The following is an 18,992-nucleotide window of genomic DNA, read 5'->3' on the forward strand; positions in this document are numbered from 1 at the left end:
ACAAAAAAAGCCCGCCATCCACGGCGGGCTTTCTTTGCTTGGGTCCGTCTCAGACGTTGCCCAGCATCCCTTTTTCACGCGCCAATTCGCGCATTTTCTTTTGGAGCTTCTCAAACGCACGAACCTCGATCTGACGAATACGCTCGCGGCTGACATTGTACTGCGTACTCAGGTCCTCCAGCGTGACGGGCTGATCCATCAAGCGGCGCTGAGTCAGGATGTCCTTTTCCCGATCATTCAGGACTTCCAGAGCAGCCGCCAGAAGCTCGCGCCGGGCGTCCAGCTCGTCGCGGGCTTCGTAATCGCCAGCCTGATCGGCATCCTCATCCTCAAGCCAATCCTGCCACTGCATGGTGCCTTCGCCTTCGGACCCAACAGTCGCGTTCAACGAAGCGTCACCACCGGACATACGGCGGTTCATGCTGATGACTTCTTCTTCGGTCACGCCCAGATCATTTGCGATCTGCTTGACGTTCTCGGGACGCAGGTCGCCTTCTTCCAGCGCACCAATGCGTGCCTTGGCTTTGCGCAGGTTGAAGAACAGCTTTTTCTGCGCGCTGGTCGTGCCCAGTTTCACCATGGACCACGACCGCAGGACGTACTCTTGGATCGAGGCGCGAATCCACCACATGGCATAAGTCGCCAACCGGAAACCTTTTTCCGGATCGAACTTTTTGACAGCCTGCATCAGGCCCACGTTGGCCTCGGAAATCACCTCGGCCTGCGGCAAACCATAACCGCGATAGCCCATGGCAATCTTGGCCGCCAAGCGCAGATGCGATGTGACCATTTTATGAGCCGCTTCAGTATCTTGCTCTTCGACCCAACGCTTCGCCAGCATGTACTCTTCTTCCGGCTCCAGCAGCGGAAACTTGCGAATTTCCTGCATATAGCGGTTCAGGCCGCCTTCTGGCGTCGGCGCGGGGAGATTTGCGTAATTTGCCATGATTCATGTCCCTCCGACAAATGTTTAATTCGTTAACATGGGATATGGGAGGTCGTCCCAATCCGTTCAAGAGGTACCGTTAACAGTTTGGAATTAACGATAGATAAAGGAAACCAAAGAAAGTCTTAATCACGTAACTTTGCGCATTATGTCAGCGGTGCGCGAAGCTGTTCAATCAGTTTCTGCATATCTTCGGGCAATTCGGCCTCAAACCGCAGGTTTTCACCAGTTACCGGGTGTTCAAAACCCAACACAGCGGCGTGGAGTGCCTGCCGCGGAAAGGCTCTCACGGCCTCGGCTGTGGTCGCGCTGAACGCCTTGGCGGCCAGTTTTCGCTTGCCGCCGTAAACCGGATCGCCCACCAAACCGTGCCCGGCATGGGCCATGTGCACGCGGATCTGGTGCGTGCGCCCGGTCTCCAACCAGCATTCGATCAAAGCCAACCCTGCTGGTGATCCAAAAACCTCAACCAGACGTGCCCGCGTCACCGCATGACGCCCGCCATGAAACAGCACCGCCTGCCTTTGCCGGTCGGTCTTGTGCCGTGCCAGTTGCGTGGTCAGGCGCATGATGTTTCCGGGCTCGAAGCTGACGCCTTTGACACCGCGCAAACGAGGGTCATTCGCATCCGGCACGCCGTAGCAAATCGCGCGATAGTAGCGCTCGACCGTGTGCGCCTCGAACTGTGCAGCCAGACCGTGATGGGCCGCATCGGATTTCGCCACCACCAGCAGGCCGCTGGTTTCCTTGTCGATGCGATGCACGATTCCGGGACGCTTGACCCCGCCTACCCCTGACAAGTCGTCACCGCAGTGATGCAGCAACGCATTGACCAATGTACCGCTCGGAGACCCCGGCGCAGGATGCACAACCATGCCCGCCGGTTTGTTGATAACGATCAGGTCTGCGTCCTCAAAGACAATCTCCAACGGGATATCTTCGGGACCAATATGGCTGTCCTCTGCCTCATTCACGGTAATCGCCACGGATGCCCCCTCGGCCACTTTGGCTTTTGGGTCGCGCGCCTCGATGCCGTCAATCAGAACAGCGCCCTGATCAATCAGCCGGGCCAACCGCGTGCGCGAGAGGTTTTCATCGGCTGGCACATCCCGCGAAAGCGCCTTATCAAGACGAGGCGGCGGATCGGCCGCAATCTGAAATTCAATCTGGCGGGTGCCCATGACTGTCCCTTCCGAACCCCAAGAACCGCAGGAAACACCGCAGCTTCGCCTGCTGCGGAGAATGGTCATGTTGTTGACCGCGGTGATGATTGGCGGGGTTCTAGTGACATTCGCGCTGATTGTCATCCGACTATCGGACAGAACCCCCACCCTGCCCGATCAGATCGAGCTTCCAGACGGCGCCAAAGCACAGGCAGTGACAATCGGCAGCAACTGGTATGCGGTGGTGACCGATGACAACCGTATTTTGATCTTTGACAAAACAACCGGTCGCCAGCGTCAGGAAATCACCATCGAACGGTAGGGTTCAATCCTCTAGCGCCATGCGAAAGACGATCTCGGACGCGCGGCGCAGGGCGTCGTATTCCTCGGGCGTGTCGCGTCGGAATTTCTGGTCTTCTTCGTTTAGCTCAACCGGTTCAAACAACCTTGGCCGGTCGGGAAAGAACTCTTGCTGGAATGTGACGTCTTGCTTGGTCAAATACTCATCCAGCCAGGCCCGCTCGTCCGGCTCCAGCACATCATAGCGCCGGATCATGACCGGATCACTGACCACGCGCCGACGCAGCTGGCGACTTTCCTTGCGCCCCATGGAACGTGAGACAATGCCAAATGCTTCGCTGGCCACACGCGACTGAGATTGGTTAGCGGGCCGTTTAGCCGCCGTGCCGTCCGGCAAAGGCACGCCTATGCGGGACATGAAATCATCCACGATATGGCCTTGGACCATCTGCGCGCGATCATACATCATCGGGACAATCGTAACGCCCGGAAAAGCCTGCCGGATTTGGTCCAGTTTCGCCGAAAAGGTGAAGGTGTCAGGGTCATTCTTTATTCTCACCAGCCTGTCCCGGACATATTCCGACGCGCTGGTGCCCATACGGCCGTTCTTAGCGCGCTGCTTGTAGTCGGCCTCGAAGAAATCCGAGTAGCGGCGGCAATAGTAGGTGATCCTTAAGTCGCGAGAGGGGATTTCCGCGAAAACCTGTGCCAACTTGTTCAAGTCGCAGGAATAGAACATCTCTGAAGATACCAGGCAGGTCTGATCGCTGTGCGCCTCATACTCGGTTGCCATCAACGCGCGGAACGGGTCCATCGACTCATTGGTCTGATTGATGCGAAAGGCGATGATGTTGTGGCTGATCGCCAGACGTCCGCTCCCTTCCAACCGACGACGGCCCGCCTCAAGATAATGCAAGCCGACATCAGCCAGTAGGGCCTTGTTCTGACGCACATATGCCTGCAACGCAGTCGTGCCGGTCTTGGGCATACCTATATGCAGCCAAAGCATCACAGGCCTCCTGTTTCAAAGAGAATTCCGTTCATTCCCTGTGACTGGCGGCAAATTCGGCCGTCATCTGCTGCATAAGGTCCTGCATCTCGGGCAGTGCCCGGAGGTCGGAAATCTTCTGCCTGTGCAGATCGCAGGACAAATGATGCAGCCGGGCCGTTTCAGGATCTGACAGCAACTCGTAATAATGTTCGCGCTTGCGATCCAGGATGACATCGATCGAGCCATCTTCCTCGGCGTTTTGGTTCATCATGTTCCAATAGTCCATGCCAAGGCTTTCTCCCAGATGGTGGGCCCGCCCGCGCATTTTCTTGACCAGGTAGCTTTCACAGGACTTCAGCGCATAGTGATTGATCTGCACCAGATCATACCCAATGGAATCCCGTGCCGAGCGCCAACTGGCACTAAAATACCGGTCCGGCATCAATTGCCCCGATCCGTTGTACCAGTGACAATCTTCCATGGTCTCAACTGTCGGGCGTTTGGGTCGATGAACCCCCAGCGCACTCCAAAGTTCGCGCTGAAACATCGTTTTGAAACCCCAGGCTTGCGGTGGACGGTATTTCTGCTCTTGCGCCGCTCGTCGAAACTGGTCCGACAGGAATCGATCCTCATATCGAACGACACCAGCATTTCCGAACAGGCGCCATGTCATCGAAATCATCTTGGCGTCCGGGATGGCATCGGTCAGAGCGCGCAACGTGTTGTCACCGGTTTTGACGTTGATGTGTTCATCAGCGTCAATCACAACCACCCAGTCTTGCGGCCGCGCCACCTCCATCGCCAAGAATTTTTTGTAGGCGCGCTTTTGGGGGCTGGTCTGACGGCGCGAGTTGTTGTCGACATGAGTGAGGATGCCCCTTTCATCCAACCGGTTCAGCAAAGCATCCGTACCATCCGTGCAGTCGTTGGTCATCACCACTATTTGGTCGACGCCAATTGCCCGGTTATGGGCCACCCATTCCAGCACAAAGGGGCCTTCGTTTTTCATTGGGGTTACGCTGATAAATCGGGGGTCCTGATCGGTCATGACTGACTGCCTGTTCATTTATTGTTGCCCCGACACTCTCGGAGGTAGCATTTGGAAATTTTGGGTAAATTACGTTCTATTGCGCTCGCAACCAAGTGAAATCCAGCCATCTACCCGCCTGCCCGTTTCAATTGATTGGTAAAGCGTTTGTAGGTCGGGCACAGATCTCTGGCTTTTTGCAGATACGCCCGGGCTCTTTCCTTTTCACCGCGTTGCAACAGAATTCGGCCGGCCTCACCCTGAACGGAAGCGGTGTCGTGATCAATTTCAGCCGCCTGAATAATCTGGTTCCGCCCCTGCTCTTCCGCGCCGTTTCGCTCTAGAAACCGGCCCATCGCAAAAATCAGAAACGGGTTTCCTGGATCACAGGCCAAAGCCTCTGCCATCGTCAAACGAGCTGAGGCGCGATCACCTTCGGCTTCGTAAAGTTCAGCCAAACGCTTGTGGTAGAGAGGATTATCAGGAACGTTCGCGGTAATATTTCGCATTATATCAACCGCCTGCGCCGCATGGAGTTCTCCCAAATGCATATTCAACACCGTTGCGAAACTCTGCACTCGGGGATCACAGTCCGGGATATCAGTCATACGCACCAGCCCGTCATGCAACTGCTTTAAGCGGTGCTGGCTGTCAAACAACCTGCGCGCTTTTTGATCCAGCGCCAAATCCGACCAGTCCAATAGAAGGAAATCGAAATTGCACGGCAAACGCACCAGTACGTTGCGTTGCGCGACGTGGGAATTGAAGTTGAACCAGGGTCTGCGGATCACCTTTTGCAAAGACCAGTCCGTCGGTGGAAACAGCCGAAGGGCAATCTGATCCCGGTACACAACCCGCGACCCGAAAACCAGAACGTCCGGCCTAATCGGTTTGGCCCAAAAGGCTTGGCTGAAGGCCTGACCGGCCTGCCAGCGCTTTCGCATTTCTCCCAGTGCAGCGGACTTTAGCGCGCTTAGTACGGCGTAGTCTTCGGGCCAGACATTTTGATTCTCCAAAGCAAAATCGGCCATTTCCTTGGCCTCTGCCCATCTGCCCAGATAAAACAGGTTGAGCGCCTGCAGCAGTGGCAGAAATGCATTGTCCGCACCTGCATCCAATATCTTCGCGGCAAGCTCGAGGGACTCTTGCGTTCGGTCTTCTGCATTCAGTCGGTTCAAGTGGAAGAGAGCTTTGGCATAGATATGCGCAGCCTCGGATGCGCTCAGAAACTCATCAGACTGCTGATGGAGCCTGATCAATGCTGCTTCGTTGGCAGCCTCGATCTCAGCCTCGCTAAGCACATCGCGAAACACCACGCGTTGTTGCCCAGAGATTCTTGCAGCGGCCATCGAAAAGGCCGAAATAACAGGCGCAATCACCTGATCGGCCCGCGACATCGCATAAAGCTCGAGAAAGTCGCGCTGCGCGCGGGTCATGCCCGAGACATCCGCGATGTCCGACATTTGCAGCAGTTGCGGAAACCGCTTTTGAAACCGGGTGATCAATTCAGCCTGATCCGAAAACATGATGGCCGTTTGCCCGTCGGCTTTCTCCAGATGTGCCTCGTAAAGCTCTTCGAGTTCGATCTTGGCGGGCCAGGTTGTGTGTTTCCACGGCGAACCGTTCAGAATGTCGCCCCGCCGGATGTGATAAGCCGTCACCCCCTGTCCCGACAGCTTTTCATCCGCCCGGTCCATGATGGCGCGGATTTCGTCCTTAAAGCCGATCTGATGGATGAAATCCCGATACCGAGGGCGGATCGCTTCGATATCCTCCCAGGGAAAGGCCAGCACTTCGAACCCTTCCTCAACCACAACCGACCGGCCCGAATTGAGATGCGCGATCAGGCGGTCAGGGGTTTTGTCCCCCTGAAAGGTCCAGATTGGCAAAGCCTTGTCGCTGAGTTTTTCAAACGCCTTTGTACTGAGGAATTGTGCATCCATCCAATCCTGAGCAAACAGTTCCTGCGGATGATCCAGCTCGGGTGCATCCGATCCTTTCGGAAACCAATTGACCTTGTAAGTGGTGTCAAAATCCTCGGCCAGACGAATGCAGGTCAGCATCATCAGCAGGCGCGCGCCCATGCGGTCTTTGCGCTGGCCGATGAACACTCCTTTCGCAGGCGTCATTGGGACTTCTCTGCCTCAACCAATGCGGCGCGACGCAGTATGCGGAATTTATGGCGCGCCTGACCCACCAACTTTGGATGACGTTCGCCTGCCTGCGCCTCAATCGCGCGCATCACCATCGGCAACCGGCGCCGTGCGCGCATCATCTGATAGAAATCACCTGCCTCAAGCGATCCGTCCATAGCCTTCTGCATGACGGGCTTGAGGATACCCAGCTTGCGCAACATAGGGGCTGCAAAATGGTTCGAAAACCATGTCTTAAGCAGCATGACATTTTCACCCTTCAGCCGAGTGACCTGCTGCCGGTCAAGGTCGAAAAACGGGTCATAGAAGACATAGGCCTTACCCGCCTGCTTCACCGTCTGCGCGGCGTCACCATATGGCAGATCCCAATCCTGCACCCGCCCGAAACGATACCGCGTTTCCCACGGGACCAATCGTTCATCCAGTGACGTCTGAGGGTTAAATGCGATCACATTTGCGCCCGGGACCAATTCAGAAAAGGTCAGCGCCCCGAAGCCGCCCATCGAGGCCCCGGCAAAGACGACCTGGTCGAACTGATCGAAAAACCCTTCGGCTGCGCGGTTCTGGAAATACGTGATGATCTCTGGATCTCGATACCAGGCCTTGGTGCGCGCGAATATCCCCATATGCGACCAGCCCTCATCACGAAAGAACTTCCAACCCCAGGGTTCACGCGCAAAGGACAGGTCGTTCGCATTGGCGATATTGTCAAAACTGACAACCAGTTGCGAGGCAGAGCGTTGATGAAACAGCACCGAATGGCGTTCCAGCTTTTGCAGGAAACCGGCCCCATCTCCACCAGGATAGAGTTCGACAAACCACGGCGGTGCAGGGTCGGTCAGAATACGTTCATACCCCGTCTTGCGGTCGGGGTGATCGGGTTTCAACTGCTCTTTCGAAAGGTCGTCTGCCATGATCTTCAGATAAGATTATCCGCCAGCCAAACCCGAAAATCCACCCAGTCAGGCCGCATTTTTATCTCGGCGACCTTGGCACGGTGCCAGTCACAGGCCTTTGCGTGCAGCGCGCCCAACGTCTCGTCCGCCTTCAGCTCTGCCAACAATGGCGCCGCGCGCCGTGCGATGGGCTGAATGGATTGGTCAGCTTCTTTGTTGGCATTCATGTCCTGCCAGTAGGATTGCCCCTGATCCACTTTGATATGGTTGGTCCTCCCCCGGTCTCGCTTGATCAGAAATCCGTCCAGCGATCGAACCGAGTAATGATGCAGGCGCCCAAGTGAATGATCGAACCCACGCCAAGCGCGCCAGCCCACCTTTTCGGCCGGAAACAGCTTGCCCCCGGCGTCAGACCAGGCAATCTCACTTTCCTTGCCTTCTTCCATACCCTTTGGGCGATGCGGGCCAAACCGGGTGAATTTGCCATTGTTGCGAAACAGGGTTTTAAGTCCAAACGCCCGGCCCGAATGGTATGGAAACTCCTGATCTCCCATCGCGAAGGTTTCGGTTACGGGCCTGTCTTCAAAACTGATATTGCCGGAACTGCCAAACAGTTTCCAAGCAAATGAAATCGCATCCACCTGCCGCCCTGCACGGTTTTCGACCTCGGTGATCAACGCGTCAAAGCTGTTGTCGCCGTGGCGGATGTTCCAGAACTCATCCACATCCAGACATAACAGCCAATCCGCTTCCTTGACCTTGGGCTGACGCCGCGCCCGACGCAGCATCTGATGCTGTGGATTGCCCCCCTCTTTCACCTCGTTCGAGACATGGGTGGCCAACCCCAACTCCTGCAGTCGGCGGGCAATATCGTCGGTGCCATCGTCGCAATCGTTGGTGAAGATCACAAAGTGATCGACCCCCAATGTTTTATGAAACGCGACCCATTCCAGCATATAGGGGCCTTCGTTCTTCATAGTGGTGAATACGGTAATGGCCTGAGACATTAATACTTCCCGACTTGCGTTGACCTTCGTCATACACAACCCAGAAGGCGCGGGCGAGACAGGAATTGGAGTAATCAGCAATCCGGCACAAACTGGTGCAACTCTACCCCGATCCAAAGGGCTGATCGCCATGAATTAAGAAGAGAATGGTGCGGTCGAGATGCATTGAAGACTTGAACACGCATACTTCTGACCGTTTCTGTTTGCTTCAAAAAGTCGTCTAGGTTACTGAAAAATATAAAAATGTGGCTTCATTTCGCTTCAGAGTGGTTCACTGTGTCTCACACTAAAAGGTGGACCATAGGGTGGACCAAATTCCAGCACTCAACAAGCTACCATCATTGCAAGTGAAGAACACTCAAACCGGCTAGTGCTTGGATGGCGAGTACCTCTGGCTGCCAAAAACGACGGTGATGCTGGCAAGTAGTGCTTCGGGTTCCTATCCACAGGCTTCGCAGAGGGATGGGGTGGGGTGCTCTGTCAGCCATAGCTCTAAAGATTCACGCCAAGAAGTAGAGAAATGGCGACCCGTAGCCCGTAAAGGCAAAGACCCCATCAAAGAACAAGAAGGGATACGCCGGGAAGCTGCTTAGACCGATCACGCTTTGACCGTGGTCGCGAAAGAAACCTTCAGGAAATTAGAGAGAGGCGAATACGCCAGATCTCGCATCAGATCAAATTTCGAGAAGAAGCTTACGGGTTCTTTCTCCGAGTTGTTGCCGCCGGGTAGGCACTGAGAACGGACAAAGTAGGCCAAAAGCACAAAGGTTGAACGTCTGATGAACGAGCGCGCGGATCGATTTAAACCAGCAAAATGAAAAACTCAGGGCGTTCTAATGTATTTTTTACACCAACAGCCTAGTCTCAATCACCATCCATAAATGCAGTTTTTCAACCAATATTCGCCGCTCGGCCTTCCGACATTTCAGCCATTTCGACGGCCTTGTCTATCAAGAACAACGCCTCCATCTTGGTTTTGGCTTTAAGCATAACTTCTTCGCTAACTTGGAAGCCAATTGGCCGACCTGAAGTGGTGTCACCGGAAACTTCTTTCAATGCCTCCGGAAGCGGAGCTCCTAACTGGTCCACGCTCAAATTAACTTGATTGTCGTAGATCACCAAGAACACGCCATTTCCCCAATAGGTCGCCACTTTACGCCCTTCCTGACTAGCTGACAGAACCGCTGTACCAGCTAAAGTCATGGCACTACGGAATTCACTGACCGTGCTCGTCTCATAGATTTGTTCGGCGCCTATACATTTCACCGCCACAAGCTTTGCAGCCATGGAGTGCATCGTTGAAAGCTGAATTACGTAGTTCTCAAATTCAGCTAACCCAATGAAACCGGGCAAATCTCCGAAACATTGCGGATCACTTAAGCGAACGTCCGGACTATTGCCAAAACACAACTCAAAATCCGCTTCAGCTTCCAGCACTTCGATTGCCGCTCTGCGTTCCGCTGCCATTCTATAGGCGTCAGACAACCTCTGCTTCAGATCAGAGAACTCAAAAGGCTTTGTAACGTAGTCCGTCGCCCCAACTCCGAATGCTTCGTCGATGTACTCTTTTTGCACCATGGCGGTCACCATGATAATAGGCGTGTAAGTGTAATCTGGTAATTTTCGCACTTCTTCGCAAAGAGTTATGCCGTTCATTTGCGGCATCTGCACATCCAGTAGCAAGCAGTCGAACGCTTCGTTAGGTCGTGACAGTATTTCAATGGCCTCTCGCCCACTTCTGGCGGTGACGACGTCTTTATAACCGAACGCGTCTAGAACTCTATCTAGCAACTCCAGGATGCTAGGATCGTCGTCTACAGCAAGAATACGCATAACTTTTCACCAACCTTTTACACCTCACCAAACGTTGGGCATTGCAGACTTCAGGCAACGGTTGGCTCGCGCATGATACACTCAGGGTTTTCTCATCCTCTCTTACGAAGACGGCAAAACGGTGACACAAGGTGGGCTTCCTTATGTCTGTGCATTTTTTTTAACTTGCGCAATTCTTCCCGTGCGAGAGCGCATACTGAAAAGCAAATCCCTCCAATTCTTGATGCCATTTTAACTTTGCTCCTCTCAGCCGTCACGACTGCCTCAAAATACTATTGGATAGCGAAACCGCGCCTGATCCGGGCGAGAATTTGAAAGGAATACATAAGAGAAGCTGTATTTTTTCAAAATGTTGCCAGACATGGGGAAAAAAGTGGAACCTGCGGGAGAAAATAGAAGCCAAGAACTTTCTAGAGTTTTTGGTCAATTAGCGAAGGTAACCAAAGGAAGGGAGGAGATTTAGACACACCTATCCATCTATTCGGGCAACTACCGCATAGGGTTGTGGACTTGCTGAGTTGAATCTTGCCATAAGTGTGTCAGAAATATGAGTAAAATATGGACCAACCACTCAGGTATAAGCAGACATACCCGGTCCCGGAGGAGCTTCCGGAACTGACACCTGCTAACGGCACTTCAGGCGCACCAAATACTTTGGCGCGACTAGAAATATTTGCTGCCAATAGCAGTCCGCCAATGCCACGTGGCAACATTGGCCATATTCGCGCGACTACACTTAATTTTCGCAATATTTCCGAGCATGGCACCCTTCTGACAAAATACCTTGAAACCAGAAAATCAATTTTCATTGACCAGTTAAAGTGGCAAGTTGGCGAAGCTGACGGGATGGAATTTGACCAATACGACACGCCAGCCTGTCGATGGGTTGTGTTGCATGAATTCGGTGAGGTCTTAGGAGGTGTGCGACTTCTGCCCACGACTGCAGAGTGCGGGGTATACAGTTATATGCTGCGCGACGCGCAAAGAGGTATCCTTAAAGGAATACCAACTGACGTTCTATTTATTGACGCCCCGGTAAAGCGCTCGGTTTGGGAAGCATCCCGTTTCTTCGTGGCAAAGGATGTTGCATCGTCACGCAGGCTTCCGGTTCAACAGGAGTTGTTTCACCAGATGACTACTGTCGCGATGGAAGGTGGTGCGACCAGCATCCTGGGCATCGTCCCCTCAGTCTGGGCACGGTGGTCACGGCGACTGGGCATCAATGCCTCGCCTGTCGGCGCAAAGTTTTCCATCGATGGCACCATCAGTCAGTCGGTTTTATTCAACATCCACAAGTAAATGGAACACCTCATCCACTAGATTGTCTTATTTACTCTTGGACGCCCGACGCATATTTCATTGCAACTAAGGTTGATTTTAAGACTATTGGGAGAACTCGGCTGTATTGCATTTTCGTGGGTTTCCAGAGACGATGCTTAGACTTCCAACCGTTGTTCAATTCCGTAGTTTTGCGATCGTAGACTGCCCTTTAGCGCCAACAGATTGCCGAAAAAATAACGTTAAGAGAAAGCGACGCTAGTTCACAACAATGACTGGCAATTCGTTATTGAGGCCGTTGGCGCCAAATAAAGGTCAAGAAAAAGCCCCTTTCTAAGAAGACTTTCTCCATTTTTGCCGCTGTTTCGGCCCACTCTCCTCATAAGTTTATCCCGTTATGAGGATATCAACGGTTCACCAGTTATGAGACATTCCACATTTGGCAGTGATCGGTTCCAAAGAAATTTAGAGCATCGAGCGCAAAGAAAGACCGCACTTACTGTACTGGCGGTTGATGATGATCCTGACATTTTGAAATTGCTCCAGTCAGCACTTCCTGAACTCGAAAACTGCAATGTGGCTGCTGCCAGTTCAGCTGATGAAGCGCTTGGGATGATAGAAGCAGCAGAATCCCCGTTCGACTGTCTGCTTGTTGACATTCAGATGCCTGGAACCTCAGGGATAGAATTGCTTTCGCAAATCCGAAACCTGCCGGAAAATCTGGAAACACCTGTCATAATGCTGACTGCACTGGATGACAGGCACAACATCGAGAAGGCATTTTTAGAAGGCGCGTTTGATTATGTAACTAAACCCTTCGACTTCTTTGAATTGCGCAGCCGTATGAACGCTGCTCACCTTCTGATGATGGAAAGAAGGAAAACCCAATCCTCATCGGCGTCGATAGAAAACCTTCGCAGTGAATTGGATTTCAACCAGAAATTCAATTTCAAGGATCCTTTGTCTATCGACGAGCAGGAACAATGCTTGGGGTATGTCGAATTCGATAACTATGTCGAGCAGCTTTCACGGAGGCGTCGATTTGACACCTGGGTCACCGCAATCAAATTTCGTGACGCCGAGTATCACTTTGATCTGAAGAATTTTGGTGATTTTCGGCGATCTGTTTCCGACATTGGATTCTGCATTGAAAGAACAACACAGGCTGCTGGAGGAATTTATTCCTATCGCGGGAGTGGCGCATTTCTCGTTGTTACACATGGGCGGGAACGCACCCAGAATATTCCGACCGAAGCTTTCCTAAACCAAGAACTAGGGACTGTTCTCAGCAACCGCTGCGCATCTGTCCATCTTAAAGTGGTGAAAGGTACACCGGTATCGCTTCGTTCTTTTACGAAGGTTGGAGCATTCGCCTCTTTGGACACGGCTATCAAAAAAGTGAATCATCGTGAGGCCAATCTCAGAAAGGGTCTGGTTACAACCTCTTCCACATTTTCAGAGCCCACACCGCATCGCAAAGAAATGGTCAACGATAGATTGTTTGATGTAGTCTTGCGTGAGCTGTACGGCGATAACACTTACCTCACTCGCCGGCAGTAAGCTAATTCTATCGCCAGGCCTGACGTCGATCAAAGGTCAGGCACTGGAGTTTAGATATCAACTTTATTCGCGAACCCGTTCGGCATTGAGGATGAGTGGGCCACTGGTACGCATGGTGAATGTCAAAACTGGTTCCGGTAATTCAGACTCTGTAATCGAAAAATTTATTCGACGGAGCACCGAAGCCATAAGTACCATGATTTCAGTTTCAGCGTACTGAGCACCAATGCAGATTCTGGGACCATCTCCAAATGGAATGTACTGACCTCGAGGTAGTGTAGATCCCAAGAACCGTTCCGGTCGATAGTGGTCAGGAGCATCCCATAGTTTTTCGTTTCTGTGCAAAGAGTAAACTGGGAAGAACAGCGCGTCACCATTTGCAATCTTTACCCCTTTGATTTCAAGGTCGGCAGTTGCGTCTCTAGCAAAGAACGCGGCTGAAGGGTAAAGCCGCAGCGTCTCTTTTACATGGGCGCGCAGGAGTGGCATTGCCTCCAGGTCAGAAAACTCCATTGGACCTTTGGGGCGAACCGACCGAATTTCTTGTCTAACCCTAGCTTGCATATCTTGGTGCAACGCCAGCAGATAATACCCCCAGGCCAGAGCGTTGGCGGAAGTTTCATGACCAGCGACGACAAAGGTTAAAAGGTTGTCAACGGTTGTCGCTTCATCCTCGAAATCTGTTTTCAACGCCTCAATCATGAAATCGAGGAAATCCTGTGGCTCGCTGCGGCATTCGGAGCGACGCTGATCAATAACCTGTCTGGCAAGGTTCCGCATATTAGTCACCGGGGCCAGGCTGCGTAGCCAATTCTTGCGCGGCACCCACTTTGGCAAACCCATTAAATCGAAAAGAGACAAATCAGAAATGTACTCAAAATACTTGATCAGCCCCACGCGTATTTGCTCTGAACTGACTTTCTTGTTACCCGAAAAAATCACCCTGGAAATATTCGTCAACGTTGATGCAGGTGCAATTTGTGCAACATCTACGGGGCCTTCGTGTTCCGCCAATGAATCTGCAATCTCGACACCAGTCTCTGCAAAATGCCGAGCCAGAACCGGGAGGTTCCTGGCGGCGAATAGTGGAGAATACCTACGCCGCTGCTGACGCCATTTTTCCCCTTCAGAGAGTATCAACCCGTTGCCTACAGCCGATCCAATAATGTCTTTAGTGAACTTGGCTTTGGGAAACGAACGGCCCTGCCCGACAAGTAGCTCGGTTATTATTTCAGGATCGCAGATATAGTGTATGTTTAAAGGCCCACGAACATAAGTTTCACGCAGGGTTTCGGCCGGGATGACTTCAAACATGTTTCGACCAGCGGACCTTGCAAACTGAAGCAGTGTCACCGGCTTTTTTGCAAGCCTAGCCGAAACAGGAGCGACAGCGCCCTGCCCCAACTTCGTAAATTCAACTGCAGTCAAACCCCAACCCTTTTAGATTTTCTCCTTCTTTATGGCACATTAAGATAAAAAAAATTGCACTTAGCAACGAGATCGTCAATTCTGGGCGCCCCACACTGCATTTGCGCAACAAAAATTTTTCAACCTCTCACATCAGAATCTTGCGTGAAACGCCAACAATCACGGTGGCCTTCAAAGGATTAGCGCCAAACTGTGAACCCAATTCAGACCAACTAAGTCCTCATTATGCCGCTAATGGTACTGTCCAAGCGCGAAAAACGAAGACATCTAGATGACAGCCATCGACGCCAATCTGCCGGACCGGGATTCTGGTGAAACGGAAAACCGGCTTCTGCAAAACATAATAGATTATACTGCCATGAGCTTTGCGCTTCTGTGGCAGCGGCAGGCTATTTATCTGGCCACGACCATTTTGACTGCGTTCTTCTTCGATCCCGTTAACGCCATGCTGTTCTATGGGACAATCCTCATATGCGAAGCGCAAGATTTATTGCTGGCCAAACGCGTACCGCGCTTAAAGCCAGATCAGCACAAAGCAATTGGTATGATGGTTGCTTGGATTCTGTTGAACACGATCCTCAGCTCAACTGCAATCTGCCTGTATGCTGTTTCAGTTGCTTTCGCACAACCCGCCGGCGGTCACTTTACTCCAATGTTCTTCTTGTTTGCTGCGGCGTTGTTTGCTGCAATGAACAACCATCAGTTTCTGTGGGCAATGATTGTCCGTCTGACCATGTACGGCGTATCGTTCATGTTGATTGTCGTCAAAGATATCTGGACCGAACGCCCCGAGCTTTCATCTGAACTCTGGCTGCACTTCTTCACCGTTATCTTTGTAATGTACTTTCTGATTGACTGTTCGATGGTGTTTCTGAAGCTCTACCGCAGGAACTTGGAACAACTCGAAAAGCTCAAAGCAGAGCACGAAAGAACAAAAGCGGCCTACATTGCGAAAACTCAGTTCATATCGACAGTTAGCCATGAACTGCGTACGCCTCTCACTTCGATCAAGGGATCACTTGACCTAATCAACACAGGCGCATTGGGTGAAGCTCCAGAATCAATGCAAAGCCTCATTCATTTAGCAGGTAAAAACTGCGAACGGCTCGCATCCTTAATCAATGATGTGCTGGACATTCAAAAAATGGAAGCGGGCGAGATGAACTACCGTGAAGGAACTGTTGATGTACATGCGCTGATTCAGGAAGCGATTGCCTGTAACATGGGATACACCAGTGCTCACAACGTAGAAATTGTAGAAGACTTAAGGGGAAACAATGATCTGTACGTTAAAGGTGATGCCTCCCGCCTTCTTCAGGTGTTGGCCAACATTATCTCCAACGCAGCTAAATTCTCCCTTGATGGAGGCGAGATAACCGTCGGATGCGAGAAAGTCGGCATGAATATTCGCCTCTTCGTCAAAGACCATGGCATCGGGATACCTGAGGGGTTCCATGACAAAGTATTCGATCGCTTTTCCCAGATAGACTCCTCCGATGAACGTCACGCAGGCGGTACCGGACTCGGGATGCACATTTCAAAGGAAATTGTTGAGCATTTTGGCGGTACAATAGACTACAGAAGCAAACTTGGTGAAGGCACAGAGTTCTTTGTTATGTTTCCCGCGATAAGCGGGCACGAGGTAGGTTCCGCCGGAGCCGAGCACACCTCACTAACCTGCGCCGCGCAACCGGAGCAACGATAACGAATTCCTGCCAAGCAATTTCGATGGCACATCACTTTGCATCTTTGAAGCAATCCCGTGATTCAGTAGCGGATTTTCAGTGGTGAAGTTATCCCTATGATCACAAGACCTCGTGGCACACTCGAGATCGTCAGTGGTAAAATGAGGGAGCCTGCATATTGCCAAAGCAACTCCAAAAAGAAAATGCTGTCCCGATCATACGATCGAAACAGCACACTCGTTACCAAATACACTTCCGAAGATGCAGTAGATTCACAACTTTCGGCAAATAGGCCTACTACTTGCAGGCCGCGATATTACTACGAACATCATAAGGGATGAGCTGTCCGAGCACCGAGAAATTCTCGTGTTTTGTTCGTTTTAGTTGTTCTAATTGATGTAAACCGGAAACAAAAAAGCCAATGACCGCCGGACTGTCAACATATTCAGCTGCTTCATCGATTGGGCGCACTCTATTTGAACTAATTCACTCAAGTTTTGACGCCCAACTCAGATTGTATGGTCGTCGCAGTTATTAGGCCCGTGTTGCACGTTTATCTCAATACTCGCGGCTGATCAGCCTTCACATGTGCGGCAGCTAATTACGTTGACGCCCTCATACAGCCTTTTAACCAGCAGTGGAGATTCATCCTCGATAAACAGTAGTTGGTGGAAGCCATTTATGTACTTGATCGGTTGTCGGCACTCTACTCGACGATCGGAGGCATCAGCGCACGCGTGCAGAAGCAGCGAAAGCGACTACGTTGCGCCGATGACCAAATCACAAGCCTTTAGGTGGACCAAGATCGTTCACGCCAACATGATAAATTGAAATTACACAACGAGATGAATTATTTGGTGCGGTCGAGAAGACTCGAACTTCCACGGGAGTTACCCCACAGCGACCTCAACGCTGCGCGTCTACCAATTCCGCCACGACCGCACTGCCAGTGACTTAGTAGTGGGGCGTATAGACGCAGATGATCAGGATGTGAAGAGACAAAAACACGCCAGTTTGAATTCCCCGTCTGTATTCATATCTGTATCGTCAACGTATCCTTCATCTTCCGCTCAGGAGTCTGAACATGACTGCCGCAGATCCCCGCCCCGTCCTTCAGATCGACATCATTTCAGACGTCGTCTGCCCCTGGTGTATCGTCGGATTTCAACAGCTTGATCTGGCTCTGAAGCAGGAAAATGTTCTGGCGCGCCTTAGATGGCATCCGTTCGAACTGAACCCGACCATGCCGCCAGAAGGCCAGAACCTGCGCGAGCATATCATGGAGAAATACGGCTCGACCGCGGAACAAAGCCAACTGAATCGGGATCGGCTGACGCAGTTGGGGGTCGAGCTGGGGTTTGCGTTCAATTTCAATGAAGACAGCCGAATGGTGAACACCTTTGCGGCCCACCAACTGTTGGACTGGGCCGAAGCTCAGGGCCGCCAGCATCCGCTTAAACTTGCCCTGTTCAAGGCGTATTTCACCGACCAGAAGGATGTGTCGAAGATTGATGTGTTGCTTGAAGCAGTTGCAGAGGCCGGTCTGCCCGTTGACGCGGCGCGATCTGCGCTGGAATCCGGTGCGCATGTCGCCGCAGTACGTAAGAAGCAAGAGTTCTGGACCAGCCGGGGCATTTCCGGTGTCCCGTCAATGGTGTTCGGCGGCAAATATCTGGTGACCGGGGCGCAGGGCACAGACACCTATGCCCAGATTCTGCAAAGGTGCCTGGCCGAGGCCGCCTGACCCCTTCCCCTTGCCGCACCTGCGCGATATGGAACCGCCATGGAATGGAAGATCACCGACGGGTTAACCGATTACACCGAAGCCGTCGCCTTTATGGAGGCGCGCGTCGCGGCCATCGCTGCGGGCGAGGCGGACGAGTGTGTCTGGCTGCTGGAACACCCGCCGCTCTATACGGCAGGCACCTCGGCCCGGTCCGAGGATCTGACGGATCCAGATCGCTTTCCGGTCTACGAAGCCAAGCGTGGTGGAGAGTATACTTATCACGGCCCCGGTCAGCGCGTGGCTTATGTCATGCTGGACCTGAACAAACGCGGTAAGGACGTGCGGGGCTTTGTCAAAAAGCTTGAGACTTGGGTGATCGCAGCCTTGGCCGAGTTCAACGTTAAAGGCGAAATTCGCGACGGCCGTGTCGGCGTGTGGGTGCAACGTGATGACAAGCCGCTTACGGTGACCGGCCAGCCAGCCGAAGACAAGATCGCAGCCATTGGATTGCGCCTGCGCAAATGGGTCAGCTTTCACGGTATCTCAATCAATGTTGAACCTGATCTTGAGCATTTTTCCGGCATCGTCCCCTGTGGAATCAGCGAGCATGGTGTGACGTCTCTGGTCGATCTAGGCTTGCCTGTAACGATGGCCGACGTGGACGCTGCCTTGCAAAAAACCTTTGCGGAAAGTTTCGAAACGGCGATCGCATAGCCTGAATTCGAATCGCTAAACGCGGCAAGGCGAATTGACAATTCCCCCTAAGAATTCCCTTTGTTTCCGAACCCGTATGCAATCTGCCATTTAGCCCGTTAATTTTGAGTTTATTTGGCGGAAAGCTCACTCAGAACGATACAAATTGCGCGTTAACGGGTAGTCTAACTTTACCGTTCTAGAGTGAGTGGTGTGTTAAACCGGTGATCCCTGAAGACCTGGGTGTCGGAAAAAGTGTTTGTTTACGAGTCTGCCGTTCCGACCCCAAAATCGGAACGGCAATTC

Annotated in this window: 15 protein-coding genes and 1 tRNA gene; 6 read left to right on the forward strand and 10 right to left on the reverse strand. The window is 52.3% G+C overall.

Annotated elements, in window-relative coordinates; all coding sequences use genetic code 11:
* Window positions 1–49: 49 nt before the first annotated feature.
* The gene (rpoH, locus tag ACR0AL_RS04860; RefSeq protein ID WP_170348370.1) at window positions 50–946 is read right to left on the reverse strand and encodes an RNA polymerase sigma factor RpoH; all 897 of its coding nucleotides are present in this window, start codon (window positions 944–946) and stop codon (window positions 50–52) included.
* A 146-nt stretch (window positions 947–1,092) separates the two neighbouring features.
* A complete protein-coding gene (locus tag ACR0AL_RS04865; protein WP_170357934.1) occupies window positions 1,093–2,127 on the reverse strand; it encodes an RluA family pseudouridine synthase in 1,035 nt (344 codons plus the stop codon).
* Between ACR0AL_RS04865 and ACR0AL_RS04870 the strand changes: the two genes are divergently transcribed.
* Window positions 2,126–2,431, forward strand: coding sequence for a DUF6476 family protein (locus ACR0AL_RS04870; RefSeq protein ID WP_170348368.1), 306 nt, complete (start codon window positions 2,126–2,128; stop codon window positions 2,429–2,431). The genes ACR0AL_RS04865 and ACR0AL_RS04870 overlap by 2 nt on opposite strands.
* Before the next feature lie 3 nt (window positions 2,432–2,434).
* Here ACR0AL_RS04870 and ACR0AL_RS04875 read toward each other — a convergent pair whose 3' ends face one another.
* The 6 genes from ACR0AL_RS04875 to ACR0AL_RS04900 all read right to left on the reverse strand — a co-directional run bounded on the left by ACR0AL_RS04875 (window position 2,435) and on the right by ACR0AL_RS04900 (window position 10,316).
* Window positions 2,435–3,418: a hypothetical protein gene (locus ACR0AL_RS04875; RefSeq protein WP_480662155.1), complete on the reverse strand. Its 984-nt coding sequence runs from the start codon at window positions 3,416–3,418 to the stop codon at window positions 2,435–2,437.
* A gap of 31 nt (window positions 3,419–3,449) precedes the next feature.
* Window positions 3,450–4,448, reverse strand: a complete 999-nt coding sequence (locus ACR0AL_RS04880) for a glycosyltransferase family 2 protein (RefSeq protein ID WP_480662157.1) — start codon at window positions 4,446–4,448, stop codon at window positions 3,450–3,452.
* A gap of 110 nt (window positions 4,449–4,558) precedes the next feature.
* Window positions 4,559–6,556, reverse strand: a complete 1,998-nt coding sequence (locus ACR0AL_RS04885; RefSeq protein WP_480662159.1) for a hypothetical protein — start codon at window positions 6,554–6,556, stop codon at window positions 4,559–4,561.
* Window positions 6,553–7,494 carry a hypothetical protein gene (locus tag ACR0AL_RS04890; protein ID WP_170348364.1) on the reverse strand — a complete coding sequence of 314 codons (942 nt, stop codon included), beginning with the start codon at window positions 7,492–7,494 and terminating at the stop codon, window positions 6,553–6,555. The genes ACR0AL_RS04885 and ACR0AL_RS04890 overlap by 4 nt, the downstream gene beginning before the upstream one ends.
* 5 nt (window positions 7,495–7,499) lie before the next feature.
* Window positions 7,500–8,483, reverse strand: coding sequence for a glycosyltransferase family 2 protein (locus tag ACR0AL_RS04895; RefSeq protein WP_480662161.1), 984 nt, complete (start codon window positions 8,481–8,483; stop codon window positions 7,500–7,502).
* An 891-nt stretch (window positions 8,484–9,374) separates the two neighbouring features.
* Window positions 9,375–10,316, reverse strand: coding sequence for a response regulator (locus ACR0AL_RS04900; protein ID WP_170348362.1), 942 nt, complete (start codon window positions 10,314–10,316; stop codon window positions 9,375–9,377).
* Window positions 10,317–10,874: 558 nt separating this feature from the next.
* On the opposite strand from ACR0AL_RS04900, the gene ACR0AL_RS04905 reads away from it, so the two are divergent.
* A complete protein-coding gene (locus tag ACR0AL_RS04905) occupies window positions 10,875–11,615 on the forward strand; it encodes an acyl-homoserine-lactone synthase (RefSeq protein ID WP_254437169.1) in 741 nt (246 codons plus the stop codon).
* A gap of 402 nt (window positions 11,616–12,017) precedes the next feature.
* Window positions 12,018–13,154 (forward strand): response regulator, encoded by a 1,137-nt coding sequence (locus tag ACR0AL_RS04910; RefSeq protein WP_480662163.1) that lies wholly within the window; start codon window positions 12,018–12,020, stop codon window positions 13,152–13,154.
* A 63-nt stretch (window positions 13,155–13,217) separates the two neighbouring features.
* On the opposite strand, the gene ACR0AL_RS04915 is transcribed toward ACR0AL_RS04910, so the two are convergent.
* Window positions 13,218–14,582, reverse strand: a complete 1,365-nt coding sequence (locus ACR0AL_RS04915; RefSeq protein WP_480662166.1) for a cytochrome P450 — start codon at window positions 14,580–14,582, stop codon at window positions 13,218–13,220.
* 271 nt (window positions 14,583–14,853) lie between these two features.
* On the opposite strand from ACR0AL_RS04915, the gene ACR0AL_RS04920 reads away from it, so the two are divergent.
* Window positions 14,854–16,287 carry a sensor histidine kinase gene (locus tag ACR0AL_RS04920; RefSeq protein WP_480662168.1) on the forward strand — a complete coding sequence of 478 codons (1,434 nt, stop codon included), beginning with the start codon at window positions 14,854–14,856 and terminating at the stop codon, window positions 16,285–16,287.
* Between the two features lie 835 nt (window positions 16,288–17,122).
* Here ACR0AL_RS04920 and ACR0AL_RS04925 read toward each other — a convergent pair.
* Window positions 17,123–17,209: transfer RNA gene (locus ACR0AL_RS04925), tRNA-Leu, on the reverse strand.
* Between the two features lie 142 nt (window positions 17,210–17,351).
* On the opposite strand from ACR0AL_RS04925, the gene ACR0AL_RS04930 reads away from it, so the two are divergent.
* Both ACR0AL_RS04930 and lipB read left to right on the forward strand, forming a co-directional pair.
* A complete protein-coding gene (locus ACR0AL_RS04930; RefSeq protein WP_170348358.1) occupies window positions 17,352–18,011 on the forward strand; it encodes a DsbA family oxidoreductase in 660 nt (219 codons plus the stop codon).
* 39 nt (window positions 18,012–18,050) lie between these two features.
* The gene (gene lipB, locus ACR0AL_RS04935; RefSeq protein ID WP_170409416.1) at window positions 18,051–18,707 is read left to right on the forward strand and encodes a lipoyl(octanoyl) transferase LipB; all 657 of its coding nucleotides are present in this window, start codon (window positions 18,051–18,053) and stop codon (window positions 18,705–18,707) included.
* Window positions 18,708–18,992 lie beyond the last annotated feature (285 nt).

The sequence above is a fragment of the Ruegeria sp. BB1 genome (genome assembly GCF_056539465.1).